Annotated in this window: 21 protein-coding genes; 20 read left to right on the top strand and 1 reads right to left on the bottom strand. The window is 53.0% G+C overall.

What is annotated here, in order from left to right; genetic code table 11:
• Positions 1 to 12 precede the first annotated feature (12 nt).
• The 14 genes from dnaX to tsaD all read left to right on the top strand — a co-directional run bounded on the left by dnaX (position 13) and on the right by tsaD (position 9,896).
• Positions 13 to 1,830: a DNA polymerase III subunit gamma/tau gene (gene dnaX, locus ACYVUU_RS08060; protein ID WP_484500594.1), complete on the top strand. Its 1,818-nt coding sequence runs from the start codon at positions 13 to 15 to the stop codon at positions 1,828 to 1,830.
• Between the two features lie 71 nt (positions 1,831 to 1,901).
• The gene (locus ACYVUU_RS08055; protein ID WP_270449056.1) at positions 1,902 to 2,231 is read left to right on the top strand and encodes a YbaB/EbfC family nucleoid-associated protein; all 330 of its coding nucleotides are present in this window, start codon (positions 1,902 to 1,904) and stop codon (positions 2,229 to 2,231) included.
• A 1-nt stretch (position 2,232) separates the two neighbouring features.
• The gene (gene recR / locus ACYVUU_RS08050; RefSeq protein WP_439775428.1) at positions 2,233 to 2,832 is read left to right on the top strand and encodes a recombination mediator RecR; all 600 of its coding nucleotides are present in this window, start codon (positions 2,233 to 2,235) and stop codon (positions 2,830 to 2,832) included.
• A 1-nt stretch (position 2,833) separates the two neighbouring features.
• Positions 2,834 to 3,070 carry a YaaL family protein gene (locus ACYVUU_RS08045; protein WP_439775427.1) on the top strand — a complete coding sequence of 79 codons (237 nt, stop codon included), beginning with the start codon at positions 2,834 to 2,836 and terminating at the stop codon, positions 3,068 to 3,070.
• Positions 3,071 to 3,199: 129 nt separating this feature from the next.
• Entirely contained in the window at positions 3,200 to 3,838 is a 639-nt protein-coding gene (gene tmk, locus ACYVUU_RS08040; RefSeq protein WP_439775426.1) for a dTMP kinase, read from the top strand.
• Between the two features lie 11 nt (positions 3,839 to 3,849).
• On the top strand, positions 3,850 to 4,176 hold the full coding sequence (locus ACYVUU_RS08035) for a cyclic-di-AMP receptor (protein ID WP_439775425.1): 327 nt from the start codon (positions 3,850 to 3,852) through the stop codon (positions 4,174 to 4,176).
• Positions 4,176 to 5,048: a DNA polymerase III subunit delta gene (locus ACYVUU_RS08030; protein ID WP_484500593.1), complete on the top strand. Its 873-nt coding sequence runs from the start codon at positions 4,176 to 4,178 to the stop codon at positions 5,046 to 5,048. Before ACYVUU_RS08035 ends, ACYVUU_RS08030 begins: the two co-directional genes overlap by 1 nt.
• Positions 5,049 to 5,063: 15 nt before the next feature.
• A complete protein-coding gene (gene yabA / locus ACYVUU_RS08025) occupies positions 5,064 to 5,396 on the top strand; it encodes a DNA replication initiation control protein YabA (RefSeq protein WP_050890498.1) in 333 nt (110 codons plus the stop codon).
• Positions 5,396 to 6,259, top strand: coding sequence for a 16S rRNA (cytidine(1402)-2'-O)-methyltransferase (gene rsmI / locus ACYVUU_RS08020; RefSeq protein WP_439775423.1), 864 nt, complete (start codon positions 5,396 to 5,398; stop codon positions 6,257 to 6,259). Before yabA ends, rsmI begins: the two co-directional genes overlap by 1 nt.
• On the top strand, positions 6,256 to 7,005 hold the full coding sequence (locus ACYVUU_RS08015; RefSeq protein ID WP_484500592.1) for an acyl-[acyl-carrier-protein] thioesterase: 750 nt from the start codon (positions 6,256 to 6,258) through the stop codon (positions 7,003 to 7,005). Before rsmI ends, ACYVUU_RS08015 begins: the two co-directional genes overlap by 4 nt.
• 42 nt (positions 7,006 to 7,047) lie before the next feature.
• Positions 7,048 to 7,578 carry a folate family ECF transporter S component gene (locus ACYVUU_RS08010; RefSeq protein ID WP_439775421.1) on the top strand — a complete coding sequence of 177 codons (531 nt, stop codon included), beginning with the start codon at positions 7,048 to 7,050 and terminating at the stop codon, positions 7,576 to 7,578.
• 17 nt (positions 7,579 to 7,595) lie between these two features.
• Positions 7,596 to 8,318, top strand: coding sequence for a tRNA (adenosine(37)-N6)-threonylcarbamoyltransferase complex dimerization subunit type 1 TsaB (gene tsaB / locus ACYVUU_RS08005; protein ID WP_484500591.1), 723 nt, complete (start codon positions 7,596 to 7,598; stop codon positions 8,316 to 8,318).
• 4 nt (positions 8,319 to 8,322) lie between these two features.
• Entirely contained in the window at positions 8,323 to 8,853 is a 531-nt protein-coding gene (gene rimI / locus ACYVUU_RS08000; RefSeq protein WP_484500590.1) for a ribosomal protein S18-alanine N-acetyltransferase, read from the top strand.
• A 2-nt stretch (positions 8,854 to 8,855) separates the two neighbouring features.
• Positions 8,856 to 9,896 carry a tRNA (adenosine(37)-N6)-threonylcarbamoyltransferase complex transferase subunit TsaD gene (tsaD, locus tag ACYVUU_RS07995; protein WP_270449040.1) on the top strand — a complete coding sequence of 347 codons (1,041 nt, stop codon included), beginning with the start codon at positions 8,856 to 8,858 and terminating at the stop codon, positions 9,894 to 9,896.
• A 65-nt stretch (positions 9,897 to 9,961) separates the two neighbouring features.
• Here tsaD and ACYVUU_RS07990 read toward each other — a convergent pair whose 3' ends face one another.
• Positions 9,962 to 11,878, bottom strand: coding sequence for an ABC-F family ATP-binding cassette domain-containing protein (locus tag ACYVUU_RS07990; RefSeq protein ID WP_484500589.1), 1,917 nt, complete (start codon positions 11,876 to 11,878; stop codon positions 9,962 to 9,964).
• A 264-nt stretch (positions 11,879 to 12,142) separates the two neighbouring features.
• Here ACYVUU_RS07990 and ACYVUU_RS07985 point away from each other — a divergent pair, with 264 nt between their 5' ends.
• The 6 genes from ACYVUU_RS07985 (at position 12,143) to ruvA (ending at position 20,173) form a co-directional block, all read left to right on the top strand.
• On the top strand, positions 12,143 to 12,829 hold the full coding sequence (locus ACYVUU_RS07985) for a redox-sensing transcriptional repressor Rex (RefSeq protein ID WP_439775416.1): 687 nt from the start codon (positions 12,143 to 12,145) through the stop codon (positions 12,827 to 12,829).
• A gap of 155 nt (positions 12,830 to 12,984) precedes the next feature.
• A complete protein-coding gene (gene groES / locus ACYVUU_RS07980) occupies positions 12,985 to 13,269 on the top strand; it encodes a co-chaperone GroES (protein WP_270449034.1) in 285 nt (94 codons plus the stop codon).
• Positions 13,270 to 13,291: 22 nt separating this feature from the next.
• Positions 13,292 to 14,905 (top strand): chaperonin GroEL, encoded by a 1,614-nt coding sequence (groL, locus tag ACYVUU_RS07975; protein WP_484500588.1) that lies wholly within the window; start codon positions 13,292 to 13,294, stop codon positions 14,903 to 14,905.
• Positions 14,906 to 15,045: 140 nt separating this feature from the next.
• Entirely contained in the window at positions 15,046 to 17,616 is a 2,571-nt protein-coding gene (gene mutS, locus ACYVUU_RS07970) for a DNA mismatch repair protein MutS (RefSeq protein ID WP_484500587.1), read from the top strand.
• A complete protein-coding gene (gene mutL / locus ACYVUU_RS07965) occupies positions 17,616 to 19,571 on the top strand; it encodes a DNA mismatch repair endonuclease MutL (RefSeq protein ID WP_484500586.1) in 1,956 nt (651 codons plus the stop codon). Before mutS ends, mutL begins: the two co-directional genes overlap by 1 nt.
• An 8-nt stretch (positions 19,572 to 19,579) precedes the next feature.
• The gene (gene ruvA / locus ACYVUU_RS07960) at positions 19,580 to 20,173 is read left to right on the top strand and encodes a Holliday junction branch migration protein RuvA (RefSeq protein WP_484500585.1); all 594 of its coding nucleotides are present in this window, start codon (positions 19,580 to 19,582) and stop codon (positions 20,171 to 20,173) included.
• Positions 20,174 to 20,182 lie beyond the last annotated feature (9 nt).

The raw sequence follows: 20,182 nt of genomic DNA, 5'->3' as shown, positions 1-20,182 counted from the left end.
CGGGGAGAATGTATGGCTTATCAAGCTTTGTATCGCAAATGGCGCCCGCGCACCTTTGATGATGTGGTTGGGCAGGAAGCCATTACCGATACCCTCAAGAATTCACTTATCCGCGGCAAGGTCTCGCATGCCTTTCTTTTCGCCGGCCCGCGGGGGACGGGGAAGACCTCATGCGCCAAGATTTTTGCCAAGGCCTTGAACTGTCTGAACCTGCAAGAAGGCGAGCCCTGCAACGAGTGCAGCAACTGCCTGGCCGCAGACAAGGGAGCAATGCCGGACATCATCGAAATGGACGCGGCCTCAAACAACAGCGTTGACGAAATCCGCGACCTTTTAGACAAGGTCCACTATGCCCCAACTGAAGGCAAGTACAAGGTTTACATCATCGACGAAGTCCACATGCTGTCGATTTCGGCCTTCAACGCCCTTTTGAAAACTTTGGAAGAGCCGCCGGCCAGCGTCGTCTTCATTTTGGCGACAACTGAAATGCAGAAGGTGCCGGCCACCATCATCTCCAGAACCCAGCGCTACAACTTCAAGCGCTTCTCTAACGAGGCCATGGTCAAGCGGATGGAATACATCCTGGGCCAGGAAGGGGTCGAATACGAGGACAAGGCCTTAAAGGTCATCGCCCAAGTTGCTGACGGGGGGATGCGGGACGCCTTGAGCATTCTGGACCAGCTTCTTTCTTTTGAAAAAAGCTCAGTCCGCTACGAAGACGCCCTGGAGGTCACCGGCTTTGCCGCCCAGGAGCAAATAGAAAAGCTCCTTTTGGCCCTCTTAAACGGGGATAGCCAGCAGGCCCTGGACTTGGCTAAGTCTGCCGTTCAGGACGGAGCCAGTGCCCAGAACATCTTAAACGAAATCATCAGCCTGGCCGTCCAAGCCATGCTTTATGGCAAAACGGGGCAGGGGGAATTCCTGACGGAAGACTTTGCCCAGGAAATTGCCCAGCAAGGCCCAGGCCGCTTCAGCCAGATCATTGACCAGGCTAATGACGCCTTGGGCAGCCTCCGCTTTACCAACCAGCAGCAGATTCCTTTGGAGGTCTTTTTAGTCCAGGCCAGCCAGAAGCGGCAAAATAGCCAGGCAGGCCAGCAAGCCGCAACGCCTTCAGCCAGTGACCCGGCCTTAGAGCGGCAGGTCAAAGTCTTGAAAGAACAAGTCCACCAGCTGACCCAGCAGGTCCAGCAGCTGAGTCAGCGGCCAAGCCAGGGCTTCAGCCCCCGCCATGTCTTCCAGCTCAACCAGCAGCTCTACACGCAAAAGGGCGGGGCAACTGAAGTGGCCCAGCAGGCAGCTGAAAGGCAGCAACAAGCTGAAAGCCTCCAGGCCGAGATCACCAGCAGCAAGGAAGAGATCTACGCGGTCTTAAGCCAGGCCACCAAGCCCGGCTTAGCTGAGGCCCGCAACCTCTGGGAGCGGGACTTGCCAAGCATGCTGGCCGAACCAGCCAAGACGGTCTTGGGCTTTTTGCAGCCGATCGCGGCCAGCGACCGGGCAGTTCTTTTGTCCAGCCAGTCACGGGCCTGGCAGCTGGCCACAAATCCGCAGGAATTTTTAGCAACTCTGAAAGCTGACCTGGAGCAATTGACCAAGGAGAGCTGGACCATCGCCATCGTTGATGAAAAAGCATGGCCGAAGATCCGCCAGGACTTCATCAAAGAACACGCTAGTCAGCTTCGGGCCAAGGCCCAGCCGGCCCCGGTAGAAGAAGCAGCTCCTGAGCCGCCTTTGCCGGACCAGGCTCCGCCGGAAGCGCCAGAAGATGACGCGGTCGTAAGCAAGGCGGAAGAACTTTTTGGCTCTCTGGCCCAGATCAAGGACTAATATTCGCCAAAAAACTTTTTTCGCGTTAAAATTAAGCAGATAAAAACGAAACAATAAAGGAGATTTTTTTCATGAGCAAGAGACCAGCTTTCCCAGGAATGGGCGGCATGAACATGCAGCAGATGATGAAGCAAGCCAAGAAGCTGCAGGAACAAATGGCCCAGGAACAGGAAAACATCACGACCCAGGAATTCACCGGCAAGGCAGCTGATGACATGGTGGTCGCTACTTTTACCGGCGACCGGACTTTAAAGAGCTTGTCCATCAAGCCGGAAGCCATTGACCCGGATGACCCGGACATGCTGGAAGATCTGGTCATCGACGCCGTCAACAAGGGCTTGAAGCAGATCGACCAGGCAACCCAGCAGAGCCTGGGCAAGTACACGAAAGGCTTGATGTAATTTGCAATACCCACTGCCAATCGCCCGCTTGATCGATTCCTTCATGAAACTGCCGGGCATCGGTGAAAAGACGGCGACCCGCCTGGCCTTTTACGCCATGGACATGCCTAAAGAAGACGTGGACGAATTCGCTCAGTCTTTAGTTGACGTTAAGGAAAAACTGCGTCAGTGCTCAATCTGCGGCAACATCACCGAGCAGGACCCTTGCGCCATCTGCAGCAATCCTGCCCGGGACCGGTCAACCATCATGGTGGTTGAAGAAGCCAAGGACGTGATGGCCTTTGAAAACATGGGCGAATATGACGGCCTCTACCATGTCTTGCATGGGGTCTTGTCCCCGATGGACGGGATCGGGCCGGAGCAGATCAACATCAAGTCCTTGATTGTCCGCCTGCAGAAAAACGATGACGCCAAAGAAGTCATCCTGGCCCTTAATTCCACCCCTGAAGGGGAGTCAACGGCCATGTACATCTCCCGCTTGATCAAGCCGGCCGGCCTTAAGGTCACCCGCCTGGCCGCGGGGCTGGCGGTCGGCTCTGACATTGAGTACGCCAACTTGATCACTTTGAAGCGGGCAGTTCAAGGAAGAACGGAGCTATAGCATGAATAAGCACAGCGACAAAATCAAGCAAGCAGAAGATGAGAAGCTGATGGCTTTGGTAGAAAAGCTGCAGCAGGAAATCAGCCTCAGCAAGGGCCTGGACAACACGACCCTGGACATGTCTGACGACAATATCGTGGCGGACAAGATTTTAAGAGCTGAGTATGCCTTTTTATACGATGAGGCCCGCTACCGCCATGCTTCATATACCGGCGTCACCAACGCCATTTCCCAATAGAAGCGTATTAATCCCTCAATTTCGGGGGATTATTTTTTTGCAATTTTTACCTACTAGATTTAGTGGGAAGTTAACTCTGTAAATACTAGCCTTAGTTCTGTAAAATAGATAGTTAGGAGGCAAGAACAAATGCAAGGTTACTTTATCACTTTTGAAGGTCCCGACGGCGCCGGCAAAACGACAGTGATCAATGAAGTCGTCAAGGCCATCAAGGGCCAGTGCAAGCGGGAGATTTTGGTAACGCGGGAGCCAGGCGGGTCAAAAATCGCTGAAAAAATCCGCGACATCATCCTGGACCCGGCCAACACCGAAATGAACGCCAAGACCGAGGCCCTGCTCTATGCGGCCAGCCGGTCCCAGCACGTCAGCGAGATCATCAATCCCGCTTTAAAGCGGGGAGACCTGGTCATCTCCGACCGCTTCGTTGACTCTTCTTTGGCCTACCAAGGCCAGGGGCGGGGATTGGGGATTGATGAAGTAGCCCAGATCAACGCCTTTGCCACCGGCCACTTGGAGCCGGACTTGACCATCTTTTTGGATTTGGACCCGGCCCAGGGCCTGGCCAGAATCGCCAAGGCCCGGTCAGGCAGTGAAGACCGGCTGGAACAAGAGAAGCTGGACTTTCATGAAAAGGTCTACCAGGGCTACCAGAAAGTCAATCAAAAACAACCGGACCGGATAAAAGTGGTCGACGCGAGTCAAGATTTGCCGCAAGTCGTGGCCGCAAGTGTTAAACTGGTGAAAAGCAGATTTCCAGAATTGTTTTAGGGGGGATCAAGATGAAACTGATCATTGCCATTGTCCAGTCTGAAGACGCCAAGCGCCTGCAGGCAGCTTTTGTCGACAACAATGTCGGCGCCACTAAACTGGCGTCAACGGGCGGCTTTTTGCGTGAAGGCAACACCACCTTCTTGCTTGGGGTGGAAGATGAAGACGTTGAAGACGTTTTAAAGCTGATCGAAGAGCATTCCCAAACCAGAGAAGAAACGATCAACCCTGGCCTGCACCCAGGCATTTCCTTCGAGCAGCCGATTGAACCGGTCAACATCACGGTCGGCGGCGCGACGGTCTTCGTCTTGCCGGTTGACCAGTTCCTCCACTTTTAATGCTGGATTTAAAGCAAATTGGCGGGGCCGAATCCCGGCAGCTCAAGCAGGCCCAGGACCGGGGGCAGCTGTCGCATGCCTACCTGCTCTTGTCAAGCGATGAGGGGGAAGCCTTAAACACGGCCTACTGGCTGATCTGCTACGTGAACTGCACGGGCGAAGAGAAGCCGGACGGAACCTGCCCGGCCTGCCGGCGGATTCTGGAAGGCAACCACCCGGACGTCTTTTTGATCGATACGGAAGAAAACAAGCAGTCGATCGCGATTGACCAGATCCGGCCGCTTAAGCAGGAATTAGCCAAAAGCCCCTTGGAAGGCGACCGGCGCTACTTCGTGATCAACCATGCCCAGAAGCTGACCCTGCCGGCCGCAAACGCCTTACTCAACCTGCTGGAAGAGCCGGCTGCTCCGGTAGTCACTTTTTTGATTGCCAATAATGGCGGGCAAATTCTGCCGACGATCAAGTCCAGGACTCAGATCATCAATTTCAGCCAGCAGGCAGCTTCCAGCAAAGACAGGCTCCTTTTGGCCAATGGCATGAGCCAGGAAGAAGTTGACCAGGTTAAAAGCAGCCAGGAGATCGACCAGGCGGTCAAATACTTTTACCAGGAACTCCGCGAGCATGACTCTTTGGCCATCGTGTCTGCCCACCAGCTGGCGGGCCTGGTCAAAAAGCAAAAGCAGGGGAGCAAGGCCTGGGAAAAGTATGTCTGGATTTTGCTCAAGAAATGGGGCGAAAAGGACCTGGCAAAGGGTGACTACCAAGAAGCGGCAGACTTTTTGGCGGATTTAATGCAGGTTGACCGGATGCGGCAGAGCAATGTCGGCTTTTTGAACAATTTGGACTATTTGGCCTTAAAGTGGCAGCAGTAAAGGCAGGTAAGGAAAGTGGACCCATATACTAAATTGCAGCAGCTGCAGCAGCAGATGGAACGCATGCTTAAGAGCATGGACTCCCTGCAGCAGGAGGTGCTGGAGAGCTTGAAGGAAAATACCGAGCTCAAGGTTGAAAACCAGCTTTTGCGCGAGAAGCTGGACAAATTGACGGTTAAAGAACACGAAGGCAAGAGCCAGAGCGGGATGGCCATGCTCAAGCAGATCTACCAGTCTGGCTACCATATTTGCAACATGTACTACGGGACCCACCGTGATCCCAGCGCGGACTGCATGTTTTGCCTGGATATTTTGGATAATTTTGGAAAGAAGTCGGTGCACAAATAATGCAAACGCAACACAGCTACGCGGATGACCAGCAGGGCAAGCTCTATTTGGTGCCTACGCCCATCGGCAACCTGGAAGACATTACGATCCGGGCCAAGCGGATTCTGGAAGAGGCTGACTACATTGCCGCCGAAGACACCAGAACCAGCGGCATCATGCTGGACCGGCTGGGCATTCACAACAAAATGGTGGCCTTTCACAAGTTCAACTCAAAAGAAAAGGCGCCGGAACTGGTCAAGTTGATGCAGGATGGGGCCACAATCGCCGAGATCAGCGATGCCGGCATGCCGGTGATTTCCGATCCCGGCTATATTTTGGTCCAGGAATGCATTAAAAACAATGTTCCAGTCGTTCCCCTGCCAGGCCCGTCGGCTTTTGCCACGGCCTTGATCGCTTCCGGTTTTGACGGGCAGCCCTTTACCTACTACGGCTTTTTGCCCCGCAAGGCCAGCCAGCAGCGGCCATTTTTAGAAGAAATCAATGCTTCAAGAGCTACCTCAATTTTTTATGAGGCACCTCACCGGCTCTTGAAGACTCTGGAACAGATGGCGGAAGTAATTCCTGGCAGCCGGCAGATTGTCTGTGCCAGAGAACTGACCAAGATTCATGAGGAATTCGTCCGCGGCAGCTTGGAAGAAGTCATCCAGCACTTTAAGGAAGTTGATCCCAGAGGTGAGTTCGTCGTTTTGGTATCGCCAAATACGGAAGAAAAGACCCTGGACTGGACTGACCTGGTAGACATGGTCAAAGAACAGGTAGACCAGGGCGTTTCTAAAAAGGATGCCATCAAGCAGGTGGCCAAGAGCCAGGGAGTTTCTAAAAACGAGCTCTATGACCGCTATCACCAAGAGGGAGCAAAATGAGATATTACAAGGATTACCAGCTGGAATACGCTGACTGCGGGGAAAGCGGCCAGCTGAAATTGCCCAGAATGATCGACCTGATGATGGAAACGTCTGAAGGCCAGCTGGCGCCTACTTCAGGCGGAGCTGACGCTATGAAAAAGCGGGGCATGGGCTGGGTAGTCACCCAGTACGAATTTGAATTTACGGACCTGCCCCGGGCCAGGCAAAAGGTCAAGGTTTGGACTGAAGCGGTTGGCTACAACCGTTTTTTGTCCTACCGGGACTTCGGCATCGAGGACGAAGCAGGGAATGACCTGGTCATTGCCCACAGCCAGTGGATTTTGTTTGATTTACAGACCAGAAAGCTTTTGCCTAGCGATGAAAAAATCGCCGGGCAGCTGGGAGCACCCCTTTTGGCCAAGATGCCCCGCTTCAAGAAACTGCGGCCAAAAGAGGAATATTCAGACGAAAAGATCTACCGGGCCTACTACTATGACCTGGATTCCAACCACCACGTCAACAATGCCCACTACCTGGACTGGATCGTCGACAGTCTGCCGCGGGATTTTGTCAACAGCCATGAGCCAAAAGAGCTGGCCATTAAGTTTGAGAAGGAAATCAAATACGGCGATGAAGTTGCCTGCCAGGTTATGCAGGAAACAGAAGACAGCGCTGTCAAGACCTGTCACGCCATTACTAGGCAAGGTGAAGTTATGGCACTTTGTGAGGTAAACTGGCAAAAAATGTGTTTTAATAGAGACTGATTCAGTTGTTTTTGTTAAGCCATTTTTTAGGAGGACAGTCTTGTGAAAAGTGAATCAAAAGTAAGCAGCAAGCTGGAGCTGCGGGAGCTGGTCTTGCTGGCCATGGTTATCGCCATCAAGGTGGTTTTAGAGCAGTTTAAGGTTGGGGATGCTACCTTGCAGGTGGGCCTTGGCTTTATCGGCAGCGTCATGCTGGGCTACTTGTTCGGGCCTTGGTGGGGCTTTGCCGGCGGTGCCTTGAGCGACTTGGTATCATCTGCTATTTTTGGCAACCTGGGCGGCTTCTTTATTGGTTATACCTTGACCGCTGCTTTGGGGCCGATGATCTACGGTTTCTTCTTGTACAAAAAGCCCGTTCAAGTTTGGCGGGTCATTGCATCCGTGATCTGCGTCACTGTGATCTGCAACATCGGTTTGAACACCCTTTGGGTCAGCATGATGTATGGTGCCAACTTCATGACAGCCTTGTCCAGCCGGATCCTCAAGGAAATGATCACCCCGTGGATTCAGATGGTTGTGGTTTGGTTTGTCCTGGAAGCCTTATCCCGGGTCAAGCTGAGTAGAAAGTTTTAGGAAATAAAAGTTAGAGAATGAAGATTTTAAGCATTTCGACGGCAACGAGCGATTTGAGCGTTGCCTTGAATGAAGATGACCAAGTGGTCAGCGAAAAGATCGAGGAAAACCAGCGCAACCACAGCGTTGACCTTGATCCAGACATCGCCAGCCTGCTGAAAGAAAACGGTCTGGCGCTAAAAGATATCGACCGTTTCGCGGTAGCGATCGGGCCTGGTTCTTATACCGGCCTCAGAGTTGGTTTGACCACGGCTAAGATGTTTGCCAGCATTTTGAAGAAAGAGCTGGTCGGGGTCTCAACCTTGCAGGCTCTTGCTCAGAACTTTGCCGGTGAAGATGCCTTGGTTGTGGCGGCATTGGACGCCAGAAACAAGAACTTTTTTGCCGGGGCCTACCGGGGCCGGGAAGCAGTGCTTGCTGACGGCCACTACCACTTAAGTGAACTCTTAAAGCAAGTAGCGGCTCTGCCTGACCAAAAGGTGATTTTTGTCGGCAGCGACTTCAGCAAGTACCAGGAAGAAATCGCGGCAGGTCTGGCCGACAAGGACTTGCGCCTGGCTGAAGGGCAGGAAAACCTTCTGCATGCCAGTGCCATTGGCCGCCTGGCGGTAGATTCCCCGGTCCTTGATCCGGATCAGGCCGTGCCGAACTACTTGCGCCGGACGCAGGCTGAGTACGACTGGGCCAAGAAGACCGGCCAGGAATTTGAAGCAGACAGTGCATACGTAGAAGAAGTTTAGACTTATGGGACTATTCTTTAAAGCTGACCTGGTGCAGTTCGCCCCCCGGGCAATCAGCATCAGCGGCCATGAATACTGCTTAAAAAAAGCGGAGGCTGGCGAACTTGCCCGCCTCCTTTTGCTGGAAAAAGAAGTTTACGCCGGCCGCCTGCCCTGGGACGAGGAAGTTTTTGCTGAAGAGCTGCGCCGCCGGGATTCCCTCTACCTGCTTTTGCTTGAGGGTGAGTTTTTGGCCGGGGCCATCGGCTGCCGCTTCAGTTTATCTAAAGCCCACATTACCTTTTTGGCGGTGGTGCCCAAAGAGCAAGGGCAGGGGATCGGGAGCTACCTGGTGCAGACGGTTTTAGACCTGGCTAGGTCTGCCGACCTCAAGGCGGTTACTTTGGAAGTGCGGGTCGAAAACAGGAAGGCCCAGGAACTTTACCGCCGGCTTGGCTTTGAAGACAATTTTGTCCGCAAGAACTACTACAACAATGATGACCGTCCTGACAGCGACGGTTTGAACATGATCTGCCATCTAAGAAAGAAGAACTGACTGTGAAGGAAAAGAAAGACATTCGCATTTTAGCTTTTGAAAGCTCCTGTGACGAGACTTCGACTGCCGTGGTCAAGAACGGGTCAGAGATCGAAAGCTTGATTGTGGCCACCCAAATCAAGAGCCATGCCCGCTTCGGCGGGGTCGTGCCGGAAGTGGCCAGTCGCCACCATATCGAAGTGATTACCCAGATTACCCGGGAAGCCCTGGAAGAAGCCAAGGTCAGCTGGGAAGATTTGGACGCCATCGCCGTGACCCACGGCCCTGGCCTGGTCGGGGCACTTTTGATCGGGATCAACGCGGCCAAGGCGGCTTCCATGGCTACTGGCCTGCCGCTCATCGGGGTTGACCACATCATGGGCCACATTTCAGCTGCCCAGCTGGTTGAACCAATTGAGTACCCGGCCCTGGCCCTGCAGGTTTCCGGTGGCCACACTGAAATTGTTTTGCTGAAAGACCCGACCCACTTTGAAATCGTGGGCGACACCCGCGACGACGCGGCCGGGGAAGCTTATGACAAGATCGGCCGGGTCCTGGGGGTCAACTACCCGGCCGGCAAGACGATCGACCAGTGGGCTCACCAGGGCAAGGACACTTTTGGCTTCCCTAGAGCCATGATTGATGAAGACAATTACGACTTCTCTTTCTCAGGCCTGAAGAGTGCCTTTATCAATACCTGCCACCATGCTGATCAATTGGGGCAAGAATTGGATAAGTATGACCTGGCGGCCAGCTTCCAGGCGGCCGTGGTGGACGTTTTGGCTGAAAAGACCATGCGGGCCATCCGGCAGTACCAGCCGAAGACCTTCATCATGGGGGGCGGGGTTGCCGCCAACCTGGGCTTAAGAGAACGGATGAACAAGGAAATCGCCGCTTTGGAAAAGGCACCGAAGGTTGTCCTGCCGCCGCTTAAGCTCTGCGGGGACAACGCGGCCATGATCGGGGCTGCCGCTTACAACCAGTACCTGGCCGGCGACTTTGCCGACCTGACCTTGGACGCGGACCCGTCAATGGAACTGCCTTACGCCGAGGATTACAAGTAAAGAGCAAAATAAAATGCAGACAAAAAGCAAGTCCAGAAACGGACTTGCTTTTACTTTGTCTAAAATTAAAAATCTTCCAAGGCCAGGGAGGCATCTTCCCAGGCCTGGGTAACTTGGCTGATCTTTTCCTGGACAGCGGTCAAGTCTTCCTGCAGAGGCCCCAGCTTGCTGAAGTCGGCAGCGATAGCCGGGTCAGCCATGGCCTGCTGGATCTCTTGTTCCTTGGCCTCCAGCTTTTCCAGGTCTTTTTCCGCCTGGGCGACCTGCCGCTCCAGTTTCCGCTTTTCAGAGTCCCGCTTTTTCTGCTCCTGGTAGGAGAGCTTGTTTTCGCTGACTGCCTTGATGGTTGTCGTTTCTTCAGCAGCAGCTTCTTGGGCGGCGGCTTCTTCCTTGGCCTTTTCATTCAAGTAGTAAGTGTAGTTGCCTTCATAGATCTTGGCGTGGCCGTCTTTAGCGACGACGATCTTGTTGGCCAGTTCGTTGATGAAGTAGCGGTCGTGGGAAACGAAGAGGAGGGTGCCGTCGTAATCGTCCAAAGCTTTTTCCAAAACTTCCTTGGCGTCCAGGTCCAAGTGGTTGGTTGGTTCGTCCATCAAAAGGAAGTTGTTGTGCTCCATGGACAAGACGGTCAGGGTCAAGCGGGCTCTTTGCCCCCCGGACAGCTGGCTGACCTGCTTGTCGATATCTTTGGCCGTGAACAAAAAGCTGGCCAGGATCGACCGGATGTCTTTTTCGTTCATGTCCTTGTGCCGGTCCCAAATGGTGTCGATCACGGTCTTAGAGTAGTCCAAGCCCTGCAGTTCCTGGTCATAGTAGCCAATATCCAGGCTGGCCCCATACTTGATGGACCCGCTCTTAACCGGCAGCTGCTTCATGACGGTCTTTAAAAGGGTGGACTTGCCGATCCCGTTTTGCCCAATGATGGCCACCCGGTCGCCCTTGTTGATCTGGAAGGAGATGTCTTTAAGCATGGTCTTGTCTGGATAGCCAACGGCCAGGTCCTTCAAGATCAAGACTTCCTTGCCGGATGGCCGGGCGCTGTCAAACTTGATCCGGACTTTTGACTTGTGCTTTGGCGGGTCGACCAGTTCCATCTTCTCCAGGGCCTTGCGCCGGCTTTGGGCTTGCTTGGTGGTGGAGGCGCGGACGATGTTCTTTTGGATGAACTCTTCCTCGCGCTTGATTTCTTCCTGCTGCTTTTCATAAGCGGCTTCCTGCTGCTGGTCACGGAGTTCTCTTTGGGCTAAGTACTGGCTGTAGTTGCCCTTAAAGACAGTCAGCTGGCCATGCTGGAGTTCAAAAATCTGCGTGGCCAGGTGGTCTAAGAAGTACTGGTCGTGGGAAACCGTTAGGATGGCACCTGGATAGTTCTTAAGGAAGGCTTCCAGCCAGTCCAAAGTATCCAGGTCCAGGTAGTTGGTCGGTTCGTCCAAAAGCAGGAGCGGGGGCTTCTTCAAAAGCAGCTTGACGAAGCTGAGCCGGGTCTTTTCCCCGCCGGACAGGCTGGCAATCTGCTTATTCCAGGTCGCTTCCGGGAAGTTGAAGCCGTTGAGCATGCTCTTGATTTCGGCTTGATAAGTGTAGCCGCCGGCTTGTTCAAAATTGTACTGGGCCTGGTCCAGGCGGCGGAGCAGTTCTTCGTCTTCCGGGTGGTCGGCGATGGCATACTGCAGCTTCTCCAGCTGCTGGCCCTGGTCGATCAAGGGCTGGAAGACCGTCAGCATCTCTTCCCAGATCGACTTCTTTTCGTCAAAGTCGTGCTCCTGGGCGATGTAGCCGAGTTCGATCCCCTTGTTGACGGTAAATTCGCCCTGGCTGGCCTCCTGGCGGCCGGTCATGATCTTTAAAAGGGTCGTTTTCCCGGCCCCGTTTGGCCCGACCAGACCGATCCGGGCATTGTTTTCAATTGAAAAGTTAACCTTGCTGAATATAGGAGCAGCCCCAAAGCGTTGCTCCAAATTGTGTCCTTGTGCTATTATCATATTTTTTCACCTTGAAACATTGTACCATGCAAAGGCCCGGCTGACGGCTTTGGCAATGATTTTCAGCAGATTTTTCCTTTCTTTCCCAGCTTTAAAAAGAGCCAGGCTCCTTCAATTGATTTGTGAAAAAATTCGATGAAAAGGATTTTATGGCAAATATTGTGAAAATACGACTTGCCAAAGACTAGTAAAAGCGGGTATCATAATAGATGATTGATTACAGATTCACATTCACAAATAACTAATCAGACGGAGGCATCTTTTATGAACAACAAATTTAGAATTCCCAAGGCTACTGCCAAAAGATTGCCGCTATATTACCGCTACTTGCTTCTTTTGAATGATGAAGGCAAAGACAAGGTTTCTTCAACTGAACTGGCTGAAGCCGTCCAAGTCGACAGCGCTTCAATCCGCCGGGACTTTTCCTACTTCGGCGCCCTGGGCAAGCGGGGCTACGGCTATGACGTCAAGAACCTGCTCAGCTTCTTTAAGAAGATCCTCAACCAGGACACTTTGACCAACGTTGCCCTGGTCGGAGTCGGCAACCTGGGCCACGCTCTTTTGAACTACAACTTCAAGCGCAGCAACAATATCAGAATTTCCTGTGCCTTTGACATCAACCCGGAAATCACTGGCAAGATCACCCAAGGGGTGCCGGTCTACTCAATGGATGAAATGAAGCAGCAGATCGCTGACCAGCAGATCCGGATCGCCATCTTGACCGTTCCCCAGGCTACGGCCCAGAAGACGGCTGATGAAATGATTGAAGCCGGGATCAAGGGGATCATGAACTTTACCCCAATCCGCCTGTCCGCCCCAAATGGGGTCCGGATCCAAAACGTCGACCTGGCTACCGAATTGCAGACCTTGATCTACTTCCTCGACTCTGACGAAATGATCAAAAAGCAGCTGGAAGAGCGGAAGAAGGCCATGGACAACACGAATAAATAAGGAAAACAGCACTTTTTAGCACTCTCGCTTAAAAAGTGCTATTTTTCTCTTGCCTTTTTTGGAAAAAGGGATTATTATCATAGTTGTAAGTTAGCACTTGATCAAGATGAGTGCTAAAGAATTTCTAAAGACAATTAATTTCAGGAGGGAATAACGTGTTACAACCAATTGGAGATCGCGTGATCGTTGAAGTTAAAGAAGCTGAAGAACAAACCGTTGGTGGCATCGTACTTGCTTCCAACGCTAAGGAAAAGCCAACGCAAGGCAAGGTTGTTGCCGTAGGCGGCGGCCTGTACGCTGAAGATGGCAGCAAGCTTCCTATGACCGTCCAAGAGGGCGATGAAGTTTTATACGATAAGTATTCTGGCACCAAGGTCAAGTACGAAGGCAAGGAATACTTAGTCCTTCATGAAAAAGACATTTTGGCAATCGTTAAGTAATTTAAGGAGTGCAAATTAAAAAATGGCAAAAGACATTAAGTTTTCAGAAGACGCAAGACGTTCACTTTTAAACGGGGTTGACAAGCTGGCCAACACGGTCAAGACGACTTTGGGGCCTAAGGGCAGAAACGTCGTTTTGGAACAAAGCTACGGCAACCCGACGATTACCAACGACGGCGTGACGATCGCCAAGGCAATTGAACTGGAAGACCACTACGAAAACATGGGGGCCAAGCTGGTTGCTGAAGCTGCTTCAAAGACCAACGACATCGCCGGTGACGGTACGACCACTGCCACTGTTTTGACCCAAGCTATCGTGCAAGAAGGCATGAAGAACGTGGTTGCCGGTGCCAACCCAGTTGGCATCCGCCGCGGGATCGAAAAGGCTACCCAAGCAGCCGTTGACCAATTGCACAAGAACAGCCACGAAGTTTCCAGCCGGGACCAAATCGCCCAAGTTGCTTCAATTTCAAGTGCTTCAAAGGAAATCGGCGACTTGATCGCTGAAGCCATGGAAAAGGTCGGTAACGACGGCGTCATCACTATTGAAGACTCCCGCGGGATTGAAACTGAACTGAGCGTGGTTGAAGGGATGCAATTCGACCGCGGCTACCTGTCCCAATACATGGTAACTGACAACGACAAGATGGAAGCTGACTTGGATAACCCATACATCTTGATCACTGATAAGAAGATTTCCAACATCCAAGACATCTTGCCAATGCTGCAAGAAATCGTGCAACAAGGCCGCGCTCTCTTGATCATCGCTGACGACGTGACTGGCGAAGCTTTGCCAACTCTTGTTTTGAACAAGATCCGCGGTACCTTCAACGTTGTTGCCGTTAAGGCTCCTGGCTTTGGTGACCGCCGCAAGGAACAACTGGCTGACATCGCTGCTTTGACTGGCGGTACGGTTATTTCTGAAGACCTGGGCCTGGAACTCAAGGACACCCAGCTCAGCCAATTGGGTCAAGCCCGCCGGGTAACCATCACCAAGGACTCAACTACTATCGTTGACGGCTCTGGCGACAAGGAAGCCATCCAAGAACGGGTTGACACCATCAGAAAGCAAATCGAAGACACGACTTCAGACTTTGACAAGAAGAAGCTGCAAGAACGTCTGGCCAAGCTGGCTGGCGGCGTAGCCGTAATCCACGTCGGCGCTGCTACTGAAACTGAACTCAAGGAACGCCGCTACCGGGTAGAAGACGCCTTGAACGCTACCCGCGCAGCTGTTGACGAAGGCTACGTAGCTGGTGGTGGTACTGCCTTGGTCAACGTTGAAGAAGCCGTTAAGGCAACCAAGGGTGACACTGCTGATGAACAAACCGGGATCAACATCGTGGCCCGGGCCTTGACCGCTCCAGTTCGCCAAATCGCTGAAAACGCCGGTAAAGAAGGCTCAGTCATTGTTGACCACCTGCGCAAGGCTGACCCGGAAGTCGGCTACAACGCTGCTGAAGACAAGTATGTCAACATGATCGACGAAGGGATCATCGACCCAACCAAGGTGACCCGGTCAGCTCTGCAAAACGCCGCTTCAATCGCTGGTCTTTTGCTGACCACTGAAGCAGTTGTGGCAGAAATTCCTGAAGACAAGCCTGAAGCAGCCCCTGCTCAACCAGGCATGATGTAAAATACTGAAATTTAACACACACAAGAATTACTGTAAGAAGGGTCCAGCTCAAAGCTGGGCTCTTTTTGCGTGCAAGACAGGGCAAGCAGGCCGGTGAAATGCTGTATAATTGAAAGCATACGATAAGCGAGGGAGTTTTTATGCCAAGAAAAGCCACGACTCCAATGATGGAGCAATATTACCAAATTAAAGACCAGTACCCGGATGCCTTTCTCTTCTACCGGGTGGGGGACTTTTATGAACTGTATGAAGATGATGCCGTCAAGGGATCACAGATTTTGGAACTGACTTTGACCCACCGGTCAAACAAGTCGGAAAACCCGATTCCCATGGCCGGGGTTCCTCATATGGCGGTTGATTCTTACGTCAACACTTTAGTGGAAAAAGGCTACAAAGTGGCCATCTGTGAGCAATTGGAAGACCCGAAGAAGGCCAAGGGGATGGTCAAGCGGGGGATCATCCAGCTGGTTACCCCCGGTACTAAAATGGCCCAGGGGCCAGACGACAGCCAGGAAAGCAACTACTTGACCAGTGTCGTCGAAAAGGCTGGCGGCTACGGCCTGGCTTACAGCGACCTGTCGACCGGGGAGATTTTTGCCACCCACGTCAAGCACTACACGGAAGTGGTCAATGAACTCTTGTCTTTGCGAACCCGGGAAGTCGTTTTTGCTGGCAACCTTAGCGCCAGCGACCGGGACAGCTTGCAAAAGGCCAATATCACCGTGTCTGAACCGGCTGAGCTGGAGGGAGAGCACGCGGAAATTTCCTACGTCCAGCAGAAACTGACTGATTCTTTGGAAAAAGCTGCCGTCCGCCAGCTGGTTGTCTACCTGTTGGCCACGCAGAAGCGGAGCCTGGCCCACCTGCAGGTGGCGGAAAGCTTTGAAATCGGCCAGTATTTGCAGATGGCCAACACCGTCCAGCGGAATCTGGAACTGACCCAGTCAGCCACGACTGGCAAGAAGCAGGGGTCACTTTTCTGGGTTTTGGACAAGACCACCACGGCCATGGGGGGCCGGCTTTTAAAGCAGTGGCTGAGCCGGCCGCTTTTGTCTTTAGACCGGATCACCCAGCGCCAGCAGATGGTTCAAGCCCTTTTGGACGACTACTTTACCAGGGAAAACATCATTGACTCTTTAAAGGGAGTCTACGACCTGGAGCGGTTAAGCGGCCGGGTGGCTTTTGGCAATGTCAACCCCCGCGAGCTTTTGCAACTGGCGAAAAGCCTGGAGGCGGCCAAGCCGATCATCCAGGCCTTAGCCGAATCGGGCAATCCGGACCTGGAAAAATATGGGCAAGGCATTGATCCGCAGAGCGAACTTGCTGAAAGCATCACTAATTGCTTAGTTGACCAGCCGCCGATTTCCGCTAAAGATGGTGGCATTATCCGGGCCGGGGTCAGCGAGGACCTGGACAAGTACAGGGAAGCCATGAATGGCGGGAAAAAGTGGCTGGCCCAGATGGAAATGGAAGAGCGGCAAAGAACCGGGATCGATAATCTGAAGATCGGCTACAACCGGGTCTTTGGCTACTTCATCCAAGTAAGCAAGGGCAATGTCTCTAAAGTGCCCCAGGACCGCTACACCAGAAAGCAGACCTTGACCAATGCCGAGCGCTACATCACTCCGGAATTAAAAGAACACGAGAACTTGATCCTGGAAGCTGAGAGCCGGTCAACCGACCTGGAATATGAGCTCTTCAGTCAGCTGAGAGAGGCTGTCAAGGCCCATATCCCGGCCTTGCAGGAACTGGGCCGGAAGCTGGCCGCCCTGGACGTTTTCGTGGCCTTTGCCCAGGATGCAGAAGAGAAAAATTACTGCCGGCCAAGTTTTTCCAGCAAAAACGAAATTGCCGTTAAAAACGGCCGCCACCCGGTCGTTGAGGCAGTTTTGCCAGCGGGCTCCTACATCCCTAACGACCTGGTCATGGATGAAGACACCAGCATCTACCTCATTACTGGGCCAAACATGTCCGGGAAGAGCACCTACATGCGGCAGCTGGCCTTGATCGCCATCATGGCCCAGATTGGTTCCTTTGTGCCGGCAGACAGCGCCGTGCTGCCAATTTTTGACCAGGTCTTCACCCGAATCGGGGCAGCTGATGACCTTTATTCCGGCAAGTCCACCTTCATGGTGGAAATGAGCGAGGCCAATGACGCCCTCCAGCATGCCTCCAGCCGATCCCTGGTCCTCTTTGATGAAATCGGCCGGGGGACGGCCACTTACGATGGGATGGCCCTGGCCGGGGCGATCATCAAGTACCTGCACGACAAGGTCGGCGCCAAGACCCTTTTTGCCACCCACTACCATGAACTGACTGAACTAGATGAAACTTTGCCGCACTTAAAGAACATCCACGTTGGGGCAACAGAAGAAAACGGCAAGCTGATCTTTTTGCACAAGATTTTGCCCGGACCAGCTGACCAGTCTTACGGAATCCACGTGGCCAAATTGGCCGGCCTGCCGCGGGCTGTTTTAAGAGAGGCCTCCAGCATGCTCAAGCGCCTGGAAGCAGAAGGGGCCCGGGAAATCAACCCAAGCAGCCAGCAGCTGGACCTCTTCAGCCCGGTGGAAGTGGTGGAAGAGAACCCGCTCAAGGAAGAGCAGGAGGAACTTTTGGACGAGATCAGCCAGGTCAACTTGAATGAAAAGACGCCGCTGGAAGTCATGCAGCTGGTAGCTGACTGGCAGCAGGCCTTGAAGGAAGAATAATGGCGAAAATTCATGAACTTTCAGAAAATCTGACCAACCAGATCGCGGCCGGGGAAGTTATTGAGCGGCCGGCCAGCGTGGTCAAGGAACTGGTCGAAAACGCGATTGATGCTCAGGCCAGCCGGATTAGGGTTGAAGTTCAGCATTCGGGCTTAAAGCAGATCTCTGTGCAAGACAATGGCAGCGGGATTGCCCCGGACCAGGTTGACCTGGCCTTTATGCGGCACGCGACCAGCAAGATTCAAGACGAACGCGACCTGTTCAATATCGCGACCTTGGGCTTTAGAGGGGAAGCCCTGGCTTCAATTGCCGCCGTGGCCCATGTGGAAATTTTGACTTCAACTGACGGGCAGACAGCGACCCGGGCGGCTTTTGCCGGTGGGGTGAAAAAGTTCCAGGAAGATGCCGGCAGCGCCAAGGGGACCAAGATCACGGTCGGGGACCTTTTTTACAACACTCCGGCCCGGCTGAAATATTTGAAGAGCCCTAAGACAGAACTCTTGAAGATTGTGGACATCGTCAACCGGATCGCCCTGGGCCACCCGGAAATCAGCCTGACCTTGGCCAGCGACGGGAAAGTCTTGCTCAGAACGCCCGGCAACGGCAACCTAAAGCAGGACGTGGCCAATATTTATGGCCGCAAAGTCGCTGAAAAAATGCTGACGGTGGAAAACGAGGACCCGGACTTTACCCTTTATGGCCTGGTGTCAGAAGCAGACCTGACCCGGTCTTCCCGCAACTTTATCTCAATTCTGCTTAACGGCCGCTATATCAAGAACTATCAGCTCTCCAGTGCCCTTTTGGACGGCTATGGCAATAAATTAGGGGGCAAGTACCCGATTGCGGTTTTGGCGATTGAGGCTGATCCCCTTTTAGTCGACGTTAACGTTCACCCGACTAAAGAAGAAGTCCGCCTGTCCAAGGAAAAAGAGCTCAGCCGCTTGATCACCAGTGCCGTTACTGATGCCTTGCTGGATGAAGACGAGGCCAGCCCGCTTTTTCAGCTGACTCCTTTTAAAGACAAGACCCAGCTGGACCAATTGGAATTCAACTTAAAGCCAAACGTGGTCGACACCCGCCGGCCAGACGACTTCCAGCTGGAAGTCCCCCAAGTGGCTGAGTCGGAAAGCAAAACAGATAAAACTGATAAAGCAGATAAAAAAGAAACAAAGACAGAGACAAAAACAAAAGAAGCAGATAGCAAAGAAAAAACTTCTGCTCCGGAATACGTGGACTTAAACCAGGTCAGAGAAGACGACCAGTACGTCTTAACCAAGACCTGGGACCAGCATGTCAAAGAGCAGACGGCTCTTTCGCCTTTTGAGGGCGGGGAAGAAAAGGCCAGTCCCGTTATTTCAAAGGCTGACCAGCTTTTAAGGCAGCACCTGCCGGCTCTTAGGCTTTTGGGCCAGATGGGGGGATATCTTCTGGCTGAACACGGAGGCGACCTTTACCTCGTTGACCAGGTGGCGGCTAGAAGACGGCTGGAATACGACCAGATTTTAGCCAGCCTGGAAAAAGAAGAGAACTACCAGCAGGGCTTGCTTGAGCCTTTGGTCTTTGACTTCAGCGTCTATGACTACCAGAAATTAAAAGACCAGCTGCCCCTTTTGCGCCAGCTGGGCCTGGAGATGGAAGACTTTGGCCAAAACACCCTCTTGATGCACTCTTACCCAACCTGGCTGAAAGGCGAAGTCACCGTGCAGGTAAGGGAGCTCTTGGACCAGCTCTTGTCCAGCCGGGAAAGCGATGGAAAAAGTCTCTTGAAGCTGGTGGCGGCTAAGGCGGCAGAAAGCAACGTTTCCCGCCGGGTCAATTTAACCGGTGCAGAAGCCGCCGACCTGCTGCTCCGTTTACAGACAGCCAGCGACCCTTACCGGGATGCCAGCGGCCAGGTCGCTGTCGTCCGCTTGAGCCAGAATGATTTAAGCAAGCTTTTTAAGAAAGGGAAGTGAAAAACTAGATGTACGAGTATTTTGAGGGCACCATTACCGTGGTTAACCCGGCCTATGTCGTCATTGAAGTGGCCGGAATCGGCTACCGGATCCTGACCCCGACCCCTTATGCCTACCGGGAAGGGGAAAAGGCCCGGATCTACGTTGAACAGGTTGTTCGAGAAAACGGAATGACCCTCTACGGCTTCAAGAGCCAGCAGGACAAGGGCCTCTTCAACAAGCTTAATGAAGTTTCCGGGATCGGCCCCAAGTCGGCTTTGGCCATCATGGCCGCCGAAGACAACGGAGCGCTGGCTTCAGCCATTGAAAGCGGCGAAGTTTCCTACCTGACCCGTTTTCCTGGGATCGGCAAGAAGACGGCTTCCCAGATCGTCCTGGACTTGCGGGGGAAGATGGGCAACTATGTGGCTGAAAACCTCTTTACCGAAGACGAACCGGTCAAAAGTACTTCCCCGGCTTTGGAAGATGCCCTCCTGGCCCTTGGGGCTTTGGGCTACAGCCAAAAAGAAGTTGACCGGATCAAGCCGAAACTGGAGAAACTGCCGGAAATGTCCGCTGACGAATACATCAAGCGGGGCTTGGGCTTTTTGCTGAAGAAATAGGGGGTAAAG

This window comes from Lactobacillus sp. WILCCON 0058, assembly GCF_057198005.1.
This window is presented reverse-complemented; position numbering and strand designations above follow the sequence as displayed.